This window comes from Mycobacterium kyogaense (genome assembly GCF_036946525.1).
Taxonomy (GTDB): Bacteria; Actinomycetota; Actinomycetes; order Mycobacteriales; family Mycobacteriaceae; genus Mycobacterium; species Mycobacterium kyogaense_A.
This window is the reverse complement of sequence record NZ_JAQIIY010000045.1, coordinates 17,006-32,625: the sequence shown is the minus strand read 5'-3', so window position 1 is coordinate 32,625 and position 15,620 is coordinate 17,006. Positions and strand designations below refer to the sequence as shown.

The window sequence follows — 15,620 nt, the reverse complement described above, 5'->3', positions numbered from 1 at the left end:
CCGTGCCCGAGGACCACGTCGTCGACGTCGCCCTCGCCCAGGCCGGTGCAATCCGCGAGGGCGCGCAGCGTGGCGGTGGCCAGGTCGGCGGCGGTTCTCGTCGACAGCGCGCCGCCCATCCGACCGACCGGTGTGCGGAGGGGGGAGCAGATGACGACGTCCATGTCTGCCACGGTAGGTTCCCCAAACGATATTCTGAAGTACTCAAATAACTGTTATTGATATTCTGCAAATATCAAAGGAGTCCTGATGGAGCTGCGGCATCTGCGCTATTTTCGAGCCGTCGCCGAGGAACTGCACTTCGGCCGCGCGGCCGAGCGGCTGCACATCGCGCAGCCGCCGCTGTCCCAGCAGATCCGCCAACTGGAGCGTGAGCTGCAGGTGACCCTGCTGAACCGTTCCACGCGCAGTGTCGAGCTGACCGCGGCCGGGCGGGTCTACCTCAGCCGGGTCGTCGAGATCCTCGACGCCGTCGACGCAGCCGGCGAGCAGGCCCGCCGTACGGAACAGGGTGTCGAGGGCCGGCTGATGATCGGGTGCGTCGGGTCGGCCACCTACTCGCTGCTGCCGGCACTGGTTCGTGAGCTACGGCGCATGCTGCCCGACGTAGACGTCAACGTCCAGGGCGAGATGCTGGCCCCGGCGCAGGTCGACGCCCTGCGTGCCGGGGAGATCGACCTGGGCCTGCTGCGGCCGCCGGTGCGCCATCCCGACGTCGCGGTCGAGGCCCTCCGCCGCGAGCGACTGCTGGTGGCGCTGCCCACCGACCACCGGTTGGCCGGACGTGAGTCGATCGATGTCGCCGATCTCGCAGACGAGGAGTTCATCAGCCACGCCGGGCAGGGTCGCTCGCGCATGCAGGCTGAGCTGACAGCACTGTGTGCCGCAGCGGGATTCGTGCCGATGGTCCGCCACGAGGCGGAGGAGACCTCGACGTTGGTGACGCTGGTGGCCGCGGGCCTGGGGGTGGCGATCGTGCCGGAGCCGACGTCGGGGCTCGACCTGGCCGGGGTGTGTTACCTCCCGCTGGTCGACCCGGCGTTCATCGATCTGGTCGCCGCCTACCGCAGTCCCGGTCCGGACCCCTTGGTCGCCAACGTGGTTCGCGTGCTGCGCACGATCGTGTGAATCACGAGTAGAGCTTCTCGAACTTCTTGATCGACGCGTCCAGGTCGCCCTTGACCGCGCGCGACGCCGCGGCGCCGATCGGTCCGAACAGAGGCGCGCCCCCCAGATCCATCCGGAGGGTGAACGCGCACCCGTCCTTGGTGTCGGCCACGTTCATCGAGAGCTTGTACCGGGTTCCGCCCACGCCCTCGCCGCTGATCGCCAGCGTCTTCGGCGGATCGAACTCGCGGATGGTCCACGTCACCCGGTTGCGCATGCCCTTCGCCCCGGCGACCCCCACGATCGTCGTGCCGACGGCCAGCTCGTCAGGCAGATCCGAACGCCAGCCCTGATGCAGGACCATCCAGTCACCGAGTGTGGACAGATCGGACACGTGCTCCCAGGCATCCCCTGCCGACATCGGCAACGACCGGGACAGTTCGAGTTTGGCCATCTCGTGTGCGCTCCTATGTAGCTACTGTGCGACCACCCAGATCGCGTCCGCGGCCGGGCTTCCCAAGTCGACGGTCATCTCATCCGGTCCGTCGACGTCGTGAGCATTGTGCACGGCGACCGAGATCATTCCGGCGAAATCGCGACGAGCGACCACCCGGACGCGTGAATCCAGGCTGATGCCCACAGAGTCGAAGTAGCGCAGCATCTCCGGGTCGGCGTCGGAAATCCGGGCGACCGTGCCCGCCTCTCCGTTCTGGCACGCCGAGAGCTGACGGGCAGGCGGGGTCGGCACGCGACCGTCCGCGGCGGGAATCGGGTCGCCGTGCGGGTCTCGCGTCGGGTAGCCCAGCTTGGCGTCGATGCGGTCCAGCATCCGGTCGGACACGGCGTGCTCGAGCACCTCGGCCTCGTCGTGCACCTCGTCCCAGCCGTAGCCGAGTTCGCGCACCAGGAACGTCTCCATCAACCGATGGCGGCGCACCATGGCCAGCGCCGCGCGGCGCCCCGCGTCGGTGAGCGTCACCGCGCCGTACTTCTCGTGATCGACCAGGCCCTGGTCGGCGAGCTTTCGGATCGATTCCGATGCGGTGCTCGCCGAGACGCCGATGCGTTCGGCGAGCAGCTTGGTGCTGACCTTCTCCGGGGACCACTCCTGGGCTGTCCAGATGGTCTTCAGATAGTCCTGGGCCACCGTGGTCAACTCCGGTGGTTTGGCGTCAGGACTCATAAGTCCAAGAGTTTAGGCAAACAACACGTGATCCGGTGCTGTCGCTTCGCCACTGTTCGAGCTTGCGTTGCCGGCACGTCGTAGGCTTGCGGCGTGCAGCGCTGGCGGGGTCAAGACGACATCCCCACCGATTGGGGCCGATGCGTCGTCACCATCGGGGTGTTCGACGGCGTCCATCGTGGTCACCAGGAGTTGATCAACGGCGCGGTCAAGGCCGGCCGCGCCCGTGGTGTGCCCACGGTGTTGATGACCTTCGACCCGCACCCGATGGAGGTCGTGTTCCCCGGCAGCCACCCCGCCCAGCTCACGACGCTGACCCGGCGTGCCGAACTCGTCGAGGAGATGGGTATCGACGTGTTCCTCGTCGTGCCGTTCACCGCCGACTTCATGAAGCTCACGCCCGAGCGCTACATCCACGAACTGCTCGTCGAACGGCTCCACGTGGTCGAGGTCGTGGTGGGGGAGAACTTCACGTTCGGCAAGAAGGCTGCAGGCAACGTCGAGCTCCTGCGCAAAGCCGGTGAGCGGTTCGGATTCGCAGTGGATTCGCTGAGCCTGGTCGCCGAACATCACCGCGACGAGACCGTCACCTTCTCCTCGACCTACATCCGGTCCTGCGTCGACGCGGGCGACATGGTGGCCGCCGCCGAAGCGCTGGGCCGCCCGCACCGCGTCGAAGGTGTGGTGGTGCGCGGCGACGGCCGGGGCCGGGGGCTCGGCTTCCCGACAGCCAACGTCGCCCCGCCGATGTATGCGGCCATCCCCGCCGACGGCGTGTACGCCGCGTGGTTCACGGTGCTAGGCCACGGACCGATCGTCGGCACGGTGACACCGGGGGAGCGCTATCAGGCGGCGGTGTCGGTGGGCACCAACCCCACGTTCTCCGGGCGCACCCGCACCGTCGAGGCCTACGTTCTCGACACCAGTGCGGATCTCTACGGCCAGCACGTCGCCGTCGACTTCGTCGCGCGGCTGCGGGGTCAGGAGAAGTTCAACTCGGTGGATGAGCTGATCACCGCCATGAACGCCGACACCGACCGCGCGCGCACGATCCTGTCCGCGCGCTGAGCTGACCCGCGCTGCACCAACGGGGCCCTGCGCTGCGCGAATTGGGCGGAGTCGCCGGCGCTGTTAGACTCCTCGCCGACCTGGCGCGCGCTGCAGTTCGCGGTGGCCGCGCCCTAGATTCTCACTCGCGGACCGAATCGATGGAGTTGTTTCGTGGCGCTCACTGCCGAACAGAAGAAAGAAATCCTGGGCCAGTACGGCCTGCACGACACCGACACGGGGTCGCCGGAAGCCCAGGTTGCTCTGCTGACCAAGCGGATCTCGGATCTCACCGAACACCTCAAGCAGCACAAGCACGATCACCACTCGCGCCGCGGCCTGCTGCTGCTCGTCGGTCGCCGCCGCCGGCTGCTCAAGTACGTCGCCCAGGTCGACGTCGCGCGCTACCGCTCGCTGATCGAGCGTCTCGGCCTGCGTCGCTGACGCGCTAACGTCATGCGGGTGGCGACACCCGATTACGTCCTCGGAAGCGACGACGCCGAGATCGAACGCTTGCAGGGTCAGGCCGCGATCATCGCCGAACCGACCGACGTGCTCTTCCGGCGCGGCGGGCTCGAAGCCGGCATGCGTGTGCTGGATCTGGGCAGCGGCCCAGGTGATGTGTCGTTCCTCGTCGCCGACATCGTCGGCGGCGAGGGATCGGTACTGGGACTGGAACAGGATCCTGCGCAGCTCGCCGTCGCCGAGGCGCGCAGAGACCGGATCGGCTTCGACAACGTCGAGTTCGCCCAGGGGGACGCGCGCACCTTCGTCAGCGACGAACCGTTCGACGCCGTTGTCTGCCGGCTGCTCCTGATGCACCTGCCCGACGCCGTCGACGTGCTGGCCCACCATCAGCGCAACCTGCGCCCCGAGGGGGTCTTCGTCGCCGTCGACTACGACATGACCGGCTCCCGCGCGGTGCCGGAGGTCGACCTCTTCACTCGGGTAGGTGCTTGGATACAGGCGGGATTCGGTCATGCCCACGCCGATCCGACGGTCGGCATGCGGTTCCCCGTCCTGTTCGACCAGGCCGGATACACCGACGTCGGCACGCTGGGTCTGCAGGTGTACTTCCCGCCGCAGGCCCGTGAGGCGGCCGGCTATGTCGTCGACGTGGTGCGGGCCCTCGAAGACGCGATCGTCGCCTCCGGTGTCGTGACCGCCGAGGAGTTGGACATCTCGACGCTGGACGAGCGTCTCGTCGCAGCGATCGCCGACCGTGGCGCGGTCTGGACGATGCCGACGATCGTCGGCGGTTGGGGCCGACGCGCCTGACCGCCGTTTTCCTCCGGGCCCGGGCCGCAGAGTACGATGGCCTGGTTCGGCTCCAGTTTTCTCGAGCCGGGCGCTGGGTGCGGTCGTCGCAGACCCGCGAGTGCCGTTCCCGCACGTCGCTTCGCCGACCCGCTCGATCGCGCGGTCTTCGGTAGTGGCTGCCGGATACGAATGCCGGCAGCTTCGATCGATGGCCGTAGCCGCATCGAACGCGGTGGTTGACGCGCTGTGACGACGCGAAACAGTGAATTGACCCAGAGAGGCCTTACGGACGTCCATGTCTGTAGTTGAAATTGAAGACGGCGTGTTCGAATCCACCGCCGTGATCGACAACGGGAGCTTCGGCACCCGCACCATCCGTTTCGAGACCGGTCGGCTGGCCCAGCAGGCCGCCGGCGCCGTCGTCGCCTACCTCGACGACGAAACCATGCTGCTCAGTGCCACCACCGCCAGCAAGGCGCCCAAGGAGCACTTCGACTTCTTCCCGCTCACCATCGACGTCGAGGAGCGGATGTACGCCGCGGGCCGCATCCCCGGCTCGTTCTTCCGCCGCGAGGGCCGCCCCTCGACCGACGCGATCCTGACCTGCCGCCTGATCGACCGGCCGCTGCGCCCGTCGTTCGTCAGCGGTCTGCGCAACGAGATCCAGGTCGTCGTCACCGTGCTCTCGCTCGATCCGAAGGACCTCTACGACGTCCTCGCGATCAACGCCGCCTCGGCGTCGACGCAGATCTCCGGCCTGCCGTTCTCCGGCCCGGTCGGCGGCGTGCGCGTCGCTCTCATCGACGGTCAGTGGGTCGCGTTCCCGACCGTCGAGCAGCTCGAGCGCGCTGTGTTCGACATGGTGGTCGCCGGTCGCAAGGTCGAGAATGACGTCGCGATCATGATGGTCGAAGCCGAAGCGACCGAGAACGTCATCTCCCTGATCGACGGTGGCGCGGGCGCGCCGACCGAGACCGTCGTGGCCGAGGGCCTCGAGGCGGCCAAGCCGTTCATCGCTGCGCTGTGCGACGCCCAGGCCGAACTGGCTGGTTCGGCCGGCAAGGAGACCGCCGAGTACCCGCTGTTCCCCGAGTACGGCGACGACGTCTACTACTCGGTCGCCTCGGTGGCCACCGACGCACTGAGCGAGGCGCTGACCATCGCCGGAAAGAACGAGCGCAACGACCGCACCGACGAGATCAAGGTCGAGGTCCTGCAGCGGCTGGCCGAGCAGTACACCGGCCGCGAGAAGGAAATCGGGGCCGCGTTCCGCTCGCTGACCAAAAAGCTTGTGCGCCAGCGCATCCTGACCGATCACTTCCGCATCGACGGCCGCGGTGTCACCGACATCCGCGCCCTGTCCGCCGAGGTCGCTGTGATCCCGCGGGCCCACGGCAGCGCGCTGTTCGAGCGTGGCGAGACCCAGATCATGGGTGTCACCACCCTCGACATGGTCAAAATGGCCCAGCAGATCGACTCGCTGGGGCCCGAGACCTCCAAGCGCTACATGCACCACTACAACTTCCCGCCGTTCTCGACCGGTGAGACCGGTCGCGTCGGCTCGCCGAAGCGGCGCGAGATCGGCCACGGTGCGCTCGCCGAGCGTGCGCTGGTGCCGGTGCTGCCGAGCGTCGAGGAGTTCCCGTACGCGATCCGTCAGGTCTCGGAAGCGTTGGGCTCCAACGGCTCGACGTCGATGGGCTCGGTGTGCGCCTCGACCCTGTCGCTGCTCAACGCCGGTGTGCCGCTGAAGGCGCCGGTCGCGGGTATCGCGATGGGTCTGGTGTCCGATGACGTCGAGGTCGACGGCAAGACCGAACGCCGCTTCGTCACGCTCACCGACATCCTCGGCGCCGAAGACGCTTTCGGCGACATGGACTTCAAGTGCGCAGGCACCAAGGACTTCGTCACTGCCCTGCAGCTCGACACCAAGCTCGACGGCATCCCGTCGCAGGTGCTGGCCGGTGCCCTGGCGCAGGCCAAGGACGCCCGCATCACGATTCTCGAGGTGATGGCCGAGGCCATCGACGCTCCCGACGAGATGAGCCCCTACGCCCCGCGGATCACCACGATCAAGGTGCCCGTCGACAAGATCGGCGAGGTCATCGGGCCCAAGGGCAAGATGATCAACTCGATCACCGAGGAGACCGGCGCGTCGATCTCCATCGAGGACGACGGCACGGTGTTCGTGGGCGCGTCCAACGGCGAGGCGGCGCAGGCGGCGATCGACAAGATCAACGCCATCGCCAACCCGCAGCTGCCCAAGATCGGCGAGCGGTTCCTCGGAACTGTCGTCAAGACAACCGATTTCGGTGCCTTCGTGTCGCTGCTGCCGGGTCGTGACGGGCTGGTCCACATCAGCAAGCTCGGCCGCGGCAAGCGCATCAACAAGGTCGAGGACGTCGTCAAGGTCGGCGACAAGCTCCGCGTGGAGATCGCCGACATCGACAACCGCGGCAAGATCTCGCTGGTGCTCGTCGCTGAAGAAGCCGCCGAGCAGACGACCGAAGCCGCCGGTACGGAAGCGCCCGCACCCGCCGATGCCGCGACCGCCAGCAGCTAGCGCGGCAGCACTGCGCCGAGTGCGCGGAGGCGGGGACGCGGTCGAGAAGTCGACGGCGATCCGCCGCACGGATCTGCCCGGTGGCTTGCGTGTGGTCACCGAGCACATTCCGCACGTGCACTCGGCGTCGGTCGGGGTGTGGGTCAATGTCGGATCGCGCGACGAGGGCCGCACTGTGGCCGGTGCCGCGCACTTCCTCGAACACCTCCTGTTCAAGGCGACTCCGACCCGCACCGCCGTGCAGATCGCGCAGTCCGTCGATGCCGTCGGAGGTGAACTGAACGCGTTCACCTCACGCGAGCACACCTGCTACTACGCCCACGTGCTCGACACCGATCTCGCGTTGGCCGTCGATCTGGTGGCCGACGTCGTGTTGCGGGGGCAGTGCTTTGCCTCCGACGTCGAGGTCGAACGCGACGTCGTGCTCGAGGAGATCGCGATGCGCGACGACGATCCCGAGGACACCCTGGGCGACGTGTTCCTGTCGGCGATGTTCGGCGATCACCCGGTGGGGCGGCCGGTGATCGGCAGCGTGGAGTCGATCTCGACGATGACGCGCGCACAGCTGCACTCCTTCCATCTGCGCCGCTACACCCCTGATCGCATGGTGGTGGCAGTGGCCGGCAACATCGACCACCGCGAGGTCGTCGCGCTGGTGCGTGCGCATTTCGGCGACCGGCTGGTGCGCGGCCGAACGCCCATTCCGCCCCGCAAGGGCGCGGGACGGGTGAGCGGACAGCCGACGCTGCAGGTCGTCAAACGCGACGCCGAACAGACCCACCTGTCCCTGGGCGTACGGACACCGGGTCGGCACTGGGACCAGCGCTGGGCATTGTCGGTGCTGAACACCGCACTCGGCGGCGGTCTGAGTTCCCGACTGTTCCAGCAGATTCGGGAGACCCGCGGCCTGGCGTACTCGGTGTATTCGACGGTGGACACCTTCGCCGACAGCGGTGCGCTGTCGATCTACGCGGGCTGCCTGCCCGAGAGGTTCGACGAAGTGGTGCGCGTGACCACCGACGTGCTTGCCGAGGTCGCACGGGATGGCATCACCGCCGACGAGTGCCGGATCGCCAAAGGCTCGATGCGTGGGGGTCTGGTTCTGGGACTGGAAGATTCGGGCTCGCGGATGAATCGGCTGGGACGCAGCGAGCTGAACTACGGTCAGCACCGCACCATCGCCGAGACCTTGGCCCGCATCGACGAGGTCACCCTCGACGACGTGAATGCCGTTGCGCGAGAGCTCCTCACCCGTCCGTTCGGGGCAGCCGTGTTGGGGCCGGTGCGGGGACGCCGGTCGTTGCCGCGACCGTTGCAGACGATCGCCGGATGACCGTTTCGCGGCGCGGGCTCCTCGTCGGCGGGCTGACACTGGCCGGTCTGGTCGCGTGTTCGCGATCAACCGTGCTGGCCGATCCCGCCGAGCCGCTGCCACCGATCGGCGATCGGCTCGCGGTACTGGCGAGTCGACACAAGGCCCGGATCGGGGTGTATGCCGCGGATCTCGGGTCGGATCGCAGTGTCGAGGTCGGCGCCGACGACACGTTCGCGATGTGCTCGACGTTCAAGGCCTATGCCTCAGGGGCGGTGCTGCAGCGTGCTCAGCAGGGCCGGCTGACGCTGAACGACGCGATTGCCGTGCAGCGCAGCGACATTCGTTCCCATTCGCCGGTGACCGAGCCGCGGGTGGGGACGACGATGACGCTGGCGGAACTGTGCCAGGCGGCGCTGCAGCAGAGCGACAACGCCGCGGGAAATCTGCTGCTGCGCACCCTGGGCGGACCGCCGGCGATCACCGACTTCGCCCGCAGCGTCGGCGACGATCGCACGCGGCTGGACCGGTGGGAGACCGAGCTCAACACCGCAATACCCGGCGATCCGCGCGACACCAGCACGCCTCGCGCACTGGGTGTCGGCTACCGGACGATGCTGACCGGTGACGTCCTCGACGCGGCGCACCGCCAGATGCTCGAGGACTGGATGCGGGCCAATCAGACGTCAAGCATGCGTGCCGGGTTACCGGGCGGGTGGTCGACCGCGGACAAGACGGGCAGCGGGGGATACGGAACCACCAACGACGTCGGCATCGCGTACGGCCCGCAGGGGCAGAGGTGGCTGCTGTCGATCATGACCTGCTCGACCACCGATGATCCCGACGCCGACAGCTTGCGGCCGCTGATCGCCGAGATCGCCGCCGCGGTTGCGCCGGAGCTATCCCAGCCGTCGTGAATTGTCGCGGTGCAGCACGAAGAAGTACGGCCTCCGGATGCCCCGCAGATCCATGGCACCGAGGACGGTCTGTTCGCCGAGGCGACGGAACACGTCGTTGATGGGCAGCTGGTCGTAGATCATGGTCGCGGTGTCCACGCCGCGGTAGCGGGTCGTCCGCAGCCGCGCCTTGGGGCCGCGTGCCGCGAGGACCGGCCGCAGCGCGGCGATGACACCGGAGAGGTTGCGCTGCTTGAGCGCCGGGATCTTGGTGGCGATACCGAGCCCCGCGAACGCGGGCAGCGGGTTCAGCGGCCACAGCCCTGAGCTGTCGCGAGTGGGAAACAGCAGCGGGTGCACTGTCTCGCTGTCGGTGTACTGCTTGCCCCACCAGCCGCTGGACTCGAGCATGCCGTCGAGGGGGTGGCCGGTCGGGACTTCGGCGCCGTGCCAGGTGCCGAGCATGAACTCGGTCTCGACAGCAGGCAGCGAGTCGAAAAGCGCCAACGCATCAGCCGTCGTGGTCGGGGCGCTCGGAAGGACATCGGTCAGCAGGTCGGTCGACACAGACATGCCCGCAGTGTACTTGACACCTGTCAAATGGGGCAGACTGCAGGCATGTCGGATGCCCTCTGCCAGTGTGGCCGCGATGTGGCTGCAGAGCAGTGTTGCCTGCCTCTGCTGCGAGGGGAGCGGCAGGCGGAGACGGCCGAGGAGTTGATGCGCTCGCGCTACACGGCGTTCGCCGTCGGCGATGCCGACTACCTGTGGCGCACGTGGCACCCGCGGACACGTCCCGAACAGGTGGCGATCGACCCCGCGGTGCGGTGGATGCGGCTCGACATCCTTGACGTGCACGCAGATGTCGTGGAATTCAGGGCGACGTTCACGGACCCCGAAAGCCAACGAACCGGGACGCTGCATGAGCGGTCCCGGTTCGCTGTGAGAGCCCGTCGCTGGTTCTACGTGGACGGGGAGGTGTTCTGAGGGAGCGTCAGGCCAGCAGGCCGGCCGGATCGGTGAACGGCAGCCCGAGGTCGTTGGCCACCTGCTCGGAGAGCAGCGCGCCGTCGTGGGTGGAGAGCCCCTTGGCGAGCGCCGCGTCGGTGCGGCACGCGTCGCGCCAGCCCTTGCCCGCGAGCTTCAGGACGTACGGCATGGTCGCGTTGGTGAGCGCGTAGGTCGACGTGCGCGGCACCGCGCCGGGCATGTTGGCCACGCAGTAGAACACCGTGTCGTGCACGGCGAACGTGGGATCGTCGTGGGTGGTCGGCCGGGAATCCTCGAAGCAGCCACCCTGATCGATCGCGATGTCGACCAGCACTGCGCCCGACTTCATCGCTGCGACGGTCGAATTGGTGACGAGCTTGGGGGCCTTCGCGCCCGGGATCAGGACCGCCCCGATCACCAGGTCGGCTTCCGTGACCGCAGCTTCGAGATCGAGGCTCGAGGAGTACCGGGTCTCGATGGCGCCGCCGTACTCGGCGTCGATCTTGCGCAGGGTGTTGATGTTCAGGTCGAACACCGTCACGTGGGCGCCCATGCCCCAGGCCACGGCAGCGGCGTTGTCGCCGGCCATGCCGCCGCCGATCACGACGACCTTGGCCGGTGCCACACCGGGGACGCCGCCCATCAGAACGCCGCGCCCGCCCTGGGTGCGCATCAGGTGGTAGGCGCCGACCTGTGCCGAGAGTCGACCAGCGACCTCACTCATCGGGGCGAGCAGCGGGAGCGCCCCGTCCGCGGTCTGCACGGTCTCGTACGCGATGGAGGTGGTCTTCGATGCCAGAAGCGCGTCGGTGCACGGCTTAGAGGCGGCCAGGTGCAGGTAGGTGAACAAGGTCTGACCGGCCCGCATCTTCGCGTACTCCGGTTCGATGGGTTCCTTCACCTTGAGCAGCAGTTCCGCCTCGCCCCACACCGTGTCGGCGTCGGCGACGATCTGTGCGCCAGCGGCCTTGAAATCGCCATCGGTGATCGCCGAGCCTTCGCCGGCGCCCGCCTGGACGAGCACGTCGTGCCCACGCTGGGTCAGTTCGGCCACGCCGGCGGGCGTGATCGCGACCCGGTACTCGTTGTTCTTGATCTCGGTCGGCACACCGACACGCATTTTCGACTCCTGAAAATCGGGGAAACTGTGGCAGAGATGCCTCAAGTGTGAAGAAAGCTCGATATGAGCACAATATTTATGACGAAGATTCGATACAGTCTAGCCGTGAGTGAAGAATCGTCGGCAATGTCCGTGTCGCCCCCGACCTCGTCGAAGGATGTTCGGACCGTCATCGACGACGTCGATCGCCGCATCCTGACCGCCCTGCACGCCGACGCCCGGCTGCCCAACAGCGCACTGGCCGACCTCGTCGGTATCGCGCCGTCCACCTGCCACGGACGGGTGCGTCGGTTGACCGAACTCGGCGTCATCCGGGGGTTCTACGCCGACATCGATCCGGCCGCGATCGGGCTGACGCTGCAAGCGATGATTTCGGTGAGCTTGCAAGCCAACGCCCGCGGAAAGATCCGCAATTTCATCGGCCAGATCCGTCGCAAGCCCCAGGTGATGGATGTCTACTTCCTCGCCGGTGCCGACGACTTCCTCTTGCATGTCGCGGCCCGCGATACCGACGACCTCCGAAAGTTCGTGGTGGAGAACCTCAATGCCGACGCCGACGTGGCGGGGACGCAGACGTCGTTGATCTTCGAGCACTTGCGGGGCGCCTCGCCGCTGTAGATGTCAGGCGGGGGTGAGGGTGACGTTGTGCAGAGAGATCGCGACGTCGGTGGGCAGGATGTCGACGAACGTCGGGGCATCGCGCAACGCGTTCCCCGTGCCGATGATGTTGCCGCCGATGCACGGGAAGTCGCGACAGCGGAACCAGAACCCCGGCGGGCTCTGGTAGGGCTGCATGCTCGGCGACTGATCGACGCGGTAGTGGCCGGGCGGGATGAAGGACGTGGACCATCCGTCGCGCGGTTGGGTCGTGACGCCGAAGACGCCGTTGCTTCCGTAGTTCGGTGCGGCGCTCGCCGGCGCAGCCAGGACAGACCCCACGGCAACGATGCCGGCGGCTACGGCGACCTTCATACGGTCGACAGTAACCCCGCCGCTACGGTCCGTGGTCGTCTTCGGGCAGGAGGTGGCGTTCGGGGTGGTGGTAGCCGTTGGTTGTCCGAGTGGTCCCGCGCCCTCCGGTGTCGAGGTTGGGTGGGGGGACCCATTCTGTCTGGCCCCTGCTGTTGATGCGGGTGGTCCAGCCGGTCTTCTCGACCATCCGATTGTCCGGCCCGCAGGCGAGGGTGAGGTTGGTGATGTCGGTCGGGCCGCCGGTCTTCCAGTCGTCGATGTGGTGGACCTGGGTCCAGTAGCCGGGCACGCTGCAGCCGGGTCGGGTGCAGCCGCGGGCCGAGGAGTGCAGCATGATCCGCTGCGCCGGGGAGGCGAGGCGCTTGCTGCGGCCGAGATACAGGGGTTGGTTGGTGTGGCGGTCGAACACCGCCAAGTAGTGGTGAGCATGGGCGGCCATGCGGATCAGATCGGCCATCGGCAACAGGCTGCCGCCGCCGGCGACCGCGACCCCCGCCCCCTTCTCGAGTTCTTGCAGGGTGGTCGAGACGATGACCGTGACGGGTAAGCCGTTGTGGGAGCCCAACTCCCCGGAGGACAAGGCCATGCGTCCGACGGCAAGCCACGCATCATGGTTGCGCTGCGCCGCACTACGGGTGTCGCTGCGGCGCTGATCCTCCGACGGCTCACTCTCGACACAGGGCTGCTCGTCGTCGGGATTACACATCCCCGGTGCCGCCAGCTTGGCTTGGATGGCTTCGTAGTGGGCGCGGGCTTCAGGGGTGAGCCACCCGGTCAACCGGCTCATCCCATCAGCCTGCTGGGCACCCAACTGAATGCCGCGGCGCCGCGCACGGTCAGCGTCGGTGGGTTCGGGACCGTCTTGGTCGATCATCGCCGCCAACCGATCCGCGGCTTTCTTGAGATCTTCCGGGGTGAGTCCGGCGCCGAGGGAGGCGAGTTGGCGGTCGGCGGCGGCGCGGGTGTCGACATCCACCCACACCGGCAACCCATCATGGAATTTTGCGATGACCGCAACGTGGTCGGCATCCAACGCCCCAGAAGCCTGCGCACTAGCGGTGGCCTCCCACACCGGCGGCAACGGCTCACCAGAAATGGCCTGCCGCGGCCCCAACGCGGACGCCTCGGCCAGGCGGCGTTTCGCGTCCGACTCCGACACCCGCAAGGTGGTGGTCAACACCTTCTTCCACGACGCCTCCCCGAGCCGCCGCGGCTCCGTCTCGGTGGTCAGCCGGGCCAGGATGTGATGCTCCAATGCCGGCACGGACCGCACAAAGGTAGTCACCTCGGCCATCAACGCCACCAACTCGCGATGCGACAGAGCGTCGGAGGCGTCGCGCAGGATCGCCAACTGACCCCGCATCACCCCCATCGCGTCCGCCACCACATCCACATATCGAACACTAGTTCGATCCACCGACAAAAATGCTCCCGCTTGTAACTACAGGGACGCATGGTGCCAACGAGTTTCGTGAGGTTCGAGGGGCGTGCAGCCGACACGTTAGGCTCGGGCGCATGCGAGTCGGAGTCTTGGGTGCAAAGGGCAAGGTCGGCGCCGCCATGGTCGCGGGCGTCGAGGCCGCTGACGATCTCACGTTCACTACCGGCGTTGACGCGGGGGATTCACTGTCGTCCCTCACCGACACCGACACCGAGGTCGTCATCGACTTCACCCACCCCAGCGTCGTCATGGACAACCTGAAGTTCCTCATCGACAACGGGATTCACGCGGTCGTCGGCACCACCGGGTTCACCGACGAGCGCCTGGACCAGGTGCGCGCCTGGCTCGACGAGAAGCCCGGCGCGTCGGTCCTGATTGCCCCGAATTTCGCCATCGGCGCCGTGCTCTCGATGCACTTCGCCCAGCAGGCCGCGAAGTACTTCGAGTCCGTCGAGGTCATCGAACTGCATCATCCCCACAAGGCCGACGCGCCGTCGGGCACCGCGGCGCGCACCGCCGCACTCATCGCCGAAGCGCGAAAAGGTATGCCGCCCAACCCCGATGCCACCAGCACAGGCCTCGACGGCGCCCGTGGTGCCGACGTCGACGGCGTCCCTGTGCATTCCATCCGCCTCGCCGGACTCGTTGCCCACCAGGAAGTCCTCTTCGGCACTGAGGGTGAGACGCTCACCATCCGGCACGACAGCATCGACCGCACCAGCTTCGTCCCGGGCGTACTCCTCGCCGTACGGAACATTCGCGAGCACCCCGGCCTGACCGTCGGCCTGGAACCGCTGCTCGACCTGGCATGAACGAGGGCAAACGCGCGCTGCGCACCCAGCTGCTCATCGGCTTCATGAGCGTGGCGCTGGTGGTGTACTTCGTGCTGCTCGGCCGTGCCGCGATCATCCTGATCGAGTCCGGCGAAGTGGCCCCCATCGGACTCGGCATCGCCATTCTGATCCTGCCCGTCGTCGGCGCCTGGGCGCTGATCGCCACCCTGCGTGCAGGCCTCGCGCATCAACGCTTGGCGCGCCTCGCCCGCGAACAGGGCATGGAACTCGACATCAGCGACCTACCCCGCCGGCCGTCGGGCCGCATTCAGCGAGACGCCGCCGACGCGTTGTTCGCTTCTGTCAGAGAGGAAGTCGAAGCGGAGCCTGACGATTGGCGGCGGTGGTACCGGTTGGCCCGCGCCTACGACTACGCCGGTGACCGCAGCCGCGCCCGCGAGACCATGAAGAAGGCGATGCAGATCGAGGAGACGGCGCGGTGAGCAAGACGCTGCTCATCGTCCATCACATGCCATCGCCACACTGCCAGGAGATGTTCGAGGCGGTGGTGGCCGGCGCGACCGACCCCGACATCGAGGGCGTCGACGTCATCCGACGGCCGGCGCTGACGGTGTCATCGGTCGAGATGCTCGAGGCCGACGGCTATCTGCTGGGCAGCCCGGCGAATCTCGGCTACATCTCCGGCGCGCTCAAGCATGCATTCGACCAGAGCTACTACCCCCTCCTGGACTCCGCTCGGGGGCGGCCGTACGGCCTCTGGCTGCACGGCAACGAGGGCGCCGAGGGGGCCGAGCGCGCAGTGGAGGCGATCACCGCCGGATTGGGGTGGGTCAAGGCGGCGGAATTCGTCGTGGTCTCAGGCAAACCCACCAAGGACGATCTCGAGGCGTGCTGGAACCTCGGCGCTACCGTCGCTGCTTCGCTCATGGAATGAC

At 67.5% G+C, this 15,620-nt stretch carries 18 protein-coding genes and 1 pseudogene; 12 read left to right on the top strand and 7 right to left on the bottom strand.

The features are described from left to right. Positions 1-164: pseudogene (locus tag PGN37_RS26860) on the bottom strand (acetyl-CoA C-acyltransferase); the annotation flags it as partial. 85 nt (positions 165-249) lie between these two features. Here PGN37_RS26860 and PGN37_RS26855 point away from each other — a divergent pair. Continuing rightward, complete coding sequence (locus PGN37_RS26855; protein ID WP_335333997.1) at positions 250-1,128, top strand: LysR substrate-binding domain-containing protein; 879 nt, start codon at positions 250-252, stop codon at positions 1,126-1,128. Between the two features lies 1 nt (position 1,129). On the opposite strand, the gene PGN37_RS26850 is transcribed toward PGN37_RS26855, so the two are convergent. Together PGN37_RS26850 and mntR are read right to left on the bottom strand one after the other, a co-directional pair. Beyond that, entirely contained in the window at positions 1,130-1,561 is a 432-nt protein-coding gene (locus PGN37_RS26850; protein ID WP_335333996.1) for a type II toxin-antitoxin system Rv0910 family toxin, read from the bottom strand. A gap of 21 nt (positions 1,562-1,582) precedes the next feature. Continuing rightward, a complete protein-coding gene (gene mntR / locus PGN37_RS26845) occupies positions 1,583-2,290 on the bottom strand; it encodes a manganese-binding transcriptional regulator MntR (protein WP_335333995.1) in 708 nt (235 codons plus the stop codon). 93 nt (positions 2,291-2,383) lie between these two features. Here mntR and PGN37_RS26840 point away from each other — a divergent pair, with 93 nt between their 5' ends. From PGN37_RS26840 to bla, 6 genes are all read left to right on the top strand, one after another. Next, on the top strand, positions 2,384-3,358 hold the full coding sequence (locus tag PGN37_RS26840; RefSeq protein WP_335333994.1) for a bifunctional riboflavin kinase/FAD synthetase: 975 nt from the start codon (positions 2,384-2,386) through the stop codon (positions 3,356-3,358). Positions 3,359-3,511: 153 nt separating this feature from the next. After that, positions 3,512-3,781 carry a 30S ribosomal protein S15 gene (rpsO, locus tag PGN37_RS26835; RefSeq protein ID WP_060999682.1) on the top strand — a complete coding sequence of 90 codons (270 nt, stop codon included), beginning with the start codon at positions 3,512-3,514 and terminating at the stop codon, positions 3,779-3,781. An 18-nt stretch (positions 3,782-3,799) separates the two neighbouring features. Then, the gene (locus PGN37_RS26830; RefSeq protein ID WP_335333993.1) at positions 3,800-4,615 is read left to right on the top strand and encodes a class I SAM-dependent methyltransferase; all 816 of its coding nucleotides are present in this window, start codon (positions 3,800-3,802) and stop codon (positions 4,613-4,615) included. 277 nt (positions 4,616-4,892) lie between these two features. Next, positions 4,893-7,160, top strand: a complete 2,268-nt coding sequence (locus tag PGN37_RS26825) for a polyribonucleotide nucleotidyltransferase (protein WP_335333992.1) — start codon at positions 4,893-4,895, stop codon at positions 7,158-7,160. Next, positions 7,138-8,493 (top strand): M16 family metallopeptidase, encoded by a 1,356-nt coding sequence (locus PGN37_RS26820; protein WP_335333991.1) that lies wholly within the window; start codon positions 7,138-7,140, stop codon positions 8,491-8,493. Before PGN37_RS26825 ends, PGN37_RS26820 begins: the two co-directional genes overlap by 23 nt. Next, positions 8,490-9,389 carry a class A beta-lactamase gene (bla, locus tag PGN37_RS26815; protein ID WP_335333990.1) on the top strand — a complete coding sequence of 300 codons (900 nt, stop codon included), beginning with the start codon at positions 8,490-8,492 and terminating at the stop codon, positions 9,387-9,389. The genes PGN37_RS26820 and bla overlap by 4 nt, the downstream gene beginning before the upstream one ends. Here the strand turns inward: bla and PGN37_RS26810 are convergent. Continuing rightward, complete coding sequence (locus PGN37_RS26810; protein ID WP_335333989.1) at positions 9,372-9,941, bottom strand: DUF4334 domain-containing protein; 570 nt, start codon at positions 9,939-9,941, stop codon at positions 9,372-9,374. The two genes, bla and PGN37_RS26810, sit on opposite strands and share 18 nt — an antisense overlap. Positions 9,942-9,986: 45 nt before the next feature. Between PGN37_RS26810 and PGN37_RS26805 the strand changes: the two genes are divergently transcribed. Continuing rightward, positions 9,987-10,355 (top strand): YchJ family protein, encoded by a 369-nt coding sequence (locus PGN37_RS26805; RefSeq protein WP_335333988.1) that lies wholly within the window; start codon positions 9,987-9,989, stop codon positions 10,353-10,355. 7 nt (positions 10,356-10,362) lie between these two features. Here PGN37_RS26805 and ald read toward each other — a convergent pair whose 3' ends face one another. Beyond that, complete coding sequence (gene ald, locus PGN37_RS26800; protein ID WP_335333987.1) at positions 10,363-11,478, bottom strand: alanine dehydrogenase; 1,116 nt, start codon at positions 11,476-11,478, stop codon at positions 10,363-10,365. 126 nt (positions 11,479-11,604) lie between these two features. On the opposite strand from ald, the gene PGN37_RS26795 reads away from it, so the two are divergent. Next, positions 11,605-12,096 (top strand): Lrp/AsnC family transcriptional regulator, encoded by a 492-nt coding sequence (locus PGN37_RS26795; RefSeq protein WP_442933031.1) that lies wholly within the window; start codon positions 11,605-11,607, stop codon positions 12,094-12,096. 3 nt (positions 12,097-12,099) lie between these two features. Here the strand turns inward: PGN37_RS26795 and PGN37_RS26790 are convergent, their stop codons facing one another. Together PGN37_RS26790 and PGN37_RS26785 are read right to left on the bottom strand one after the other, a co-directional pair. Continuing rightward, complete coding sequence (locus PGN37_RS26790; protein ID WP_335333985.1) at positions 12,100-12,450, bottom strand: hypothetical protein; 351 nt, start codon at positions 12,448-12,450, stop codon at positions 12,100-12,102. A gap of 22 nt (positions 12,451-12,472) precedes the next feature. After that, a complete protein-coding gene (locus PGN37_RS26785) occupies positions 12,473-13,843 on the bottom strand; it encodes an HNH endonuclease signature motif containing protein (RefSeq protein ID WP_335333984.1) in 1,371 nt (456 codons plus the stop codon). Positions 13,844-13,965: 122 nt separating this feature from the next. Here PGN37_RS26785 and dapB point away from each other — a divergent pair, with 122 nt between their 5' ends. The 3 genes from dapB to PGN37_RS26770 are packed head-to-tail and all read left to right on the top strand — an operon-like array spanning position 13,966 to position 15,619. Beyond that, entirely contained in the window at positions 13,966-14,703 is a 738-nt protein-coding gene (gene dapB, locus PGN37_RS26780; protein ID WP_335333983.1) for a 4-hydroxy-tetrahydrodipicolinate reductase, read from the top strand. Next, a complete protein-coding gene (locus PGN37_RS26775; protein WP_335333982.1) occupies positions 14,700-15,167 on the top strand; it encodes a hypothetical protein in 468 nt (155 codons plus the stop codon). Before dapB ends, PGN37_RS26775 begins: the two co-directional genes overlap by 4 nt. A gap of 26 nt (positions 15,168-15,193) precedes the next feature. Continuing rightward, positions 15,194-15,619, top strand: coding sequence for a flavodoxin family protein (locus PGN37_RS26770; protein ID WP_335333998.1), 426 nt, complete (start codon positions 15,194-15,196; stop codon positions 15,617-15,619). The last annotated feature ends 1 nt before the right edge of the window (position 15,620 follow it).

Excerpts from the sequence above, each read along its gene's own strand:
- PGN37_RS26855 (WP_335333997.1), top strand. The coding sequence starts at position 250 with ATGGAGCTGCGGCATCTGCGCTATTTTCGAGCCGTCGCCGAGGAACTG.
- PGN37_RS26850 (WP_335333996.1), bottom strand. The coding sequence starts at position 1,561 with ATGGCCAAACTCGAACTGTCCCGGTCGTTGCCGATGTCGGCAGGGGAT.
- mntR (WP_335333995.1), bottom strand. The coding sequence starts at position 2,290 with ATGAGTCCTGACGCCAAACCACCGGAGTTGACCACGGTGGCCCAGGAC.
- PGN37_RS26825 (WP_335333992.1), top strand. The coding sequence starts at position 4,893 with ATGTCTGTAGTTGAAATTGAAGACGGCGTGTTCGAATCCACCGCCGTG.
- PGN37_RS26820 (WP_335333991.1), top strand. The coding sequence starts at position 7,138 with ATGCCGCGACCGCCAGCAGCTAGCGCGGCAGCACTGCGCCGAGTGCGC.
- bla (WP_335333990.1), top strand. The coding sequence starts at position 8,490 with ATGACCGTTTCGCGGCGCGGGCTCCTCGTCGGCGGGCTGACACTGGCC.
- PGN37_RS26810 (WP_335333989.1), bottom strand. The coding sequence starts at position 9,941 with ATGTCTGTGTCGACCGACCTGCTGACCGATGTCCTTCCGAGCGCCCCG.
- PGN37_RS26805 (WP_335333988.1), top strand. The coding sequence starts at position 9,987 with ATGTCGGATGCCCTCTGCCAGTGTGGCCGCGATGTGGCTGCAGAGCAG.
- ald (WP_335333987.1), bottom strand. The coding sequence starts at position 11,478 with ATGCGTGTCGGTGTGCCGACCGAGATCAAGAACAACGAGTACCGGGTC.
- PGN37_RS26795 (WP_442933031.1), top strand. The coding sequence starts at position 11,605 with ATGTCCGTGTCGCCCCCGACCTCGTCGAAGGATGTTCGGACCGTCATC.
- PGN37_RS26790 (WP_335333985.1), bottom strand. The coding sequence starts at position 12,450 with ATGAAGGTCGCCGTAGCCGCCGGCATCGTTGCCGTGGGGTCTGTCCTG.
- dapB (WP_335333983.1), top strand. The coding sequence starts at position 13,966 with ATGCGAGTCGGAGTCTTGGGTGCAAAGGGCAAGGTCGGCGCCGCCATG.
- PGN37_RS26775 (WP_335333982.1), top strand. The coding sequence starts at position 14,700 with ATGAACGAGGGCAAACGCGCGCTGCGCACCCAGCTGCTCATCGGCTTC.
- PGN37_RS26770 (WP_335333998.1), top strand. The coding sequence starts at position 15,194 with ATGCCATCGCCACACTGCCAGGAGATGTTCGAGGCGGTGGTGGCCGGC.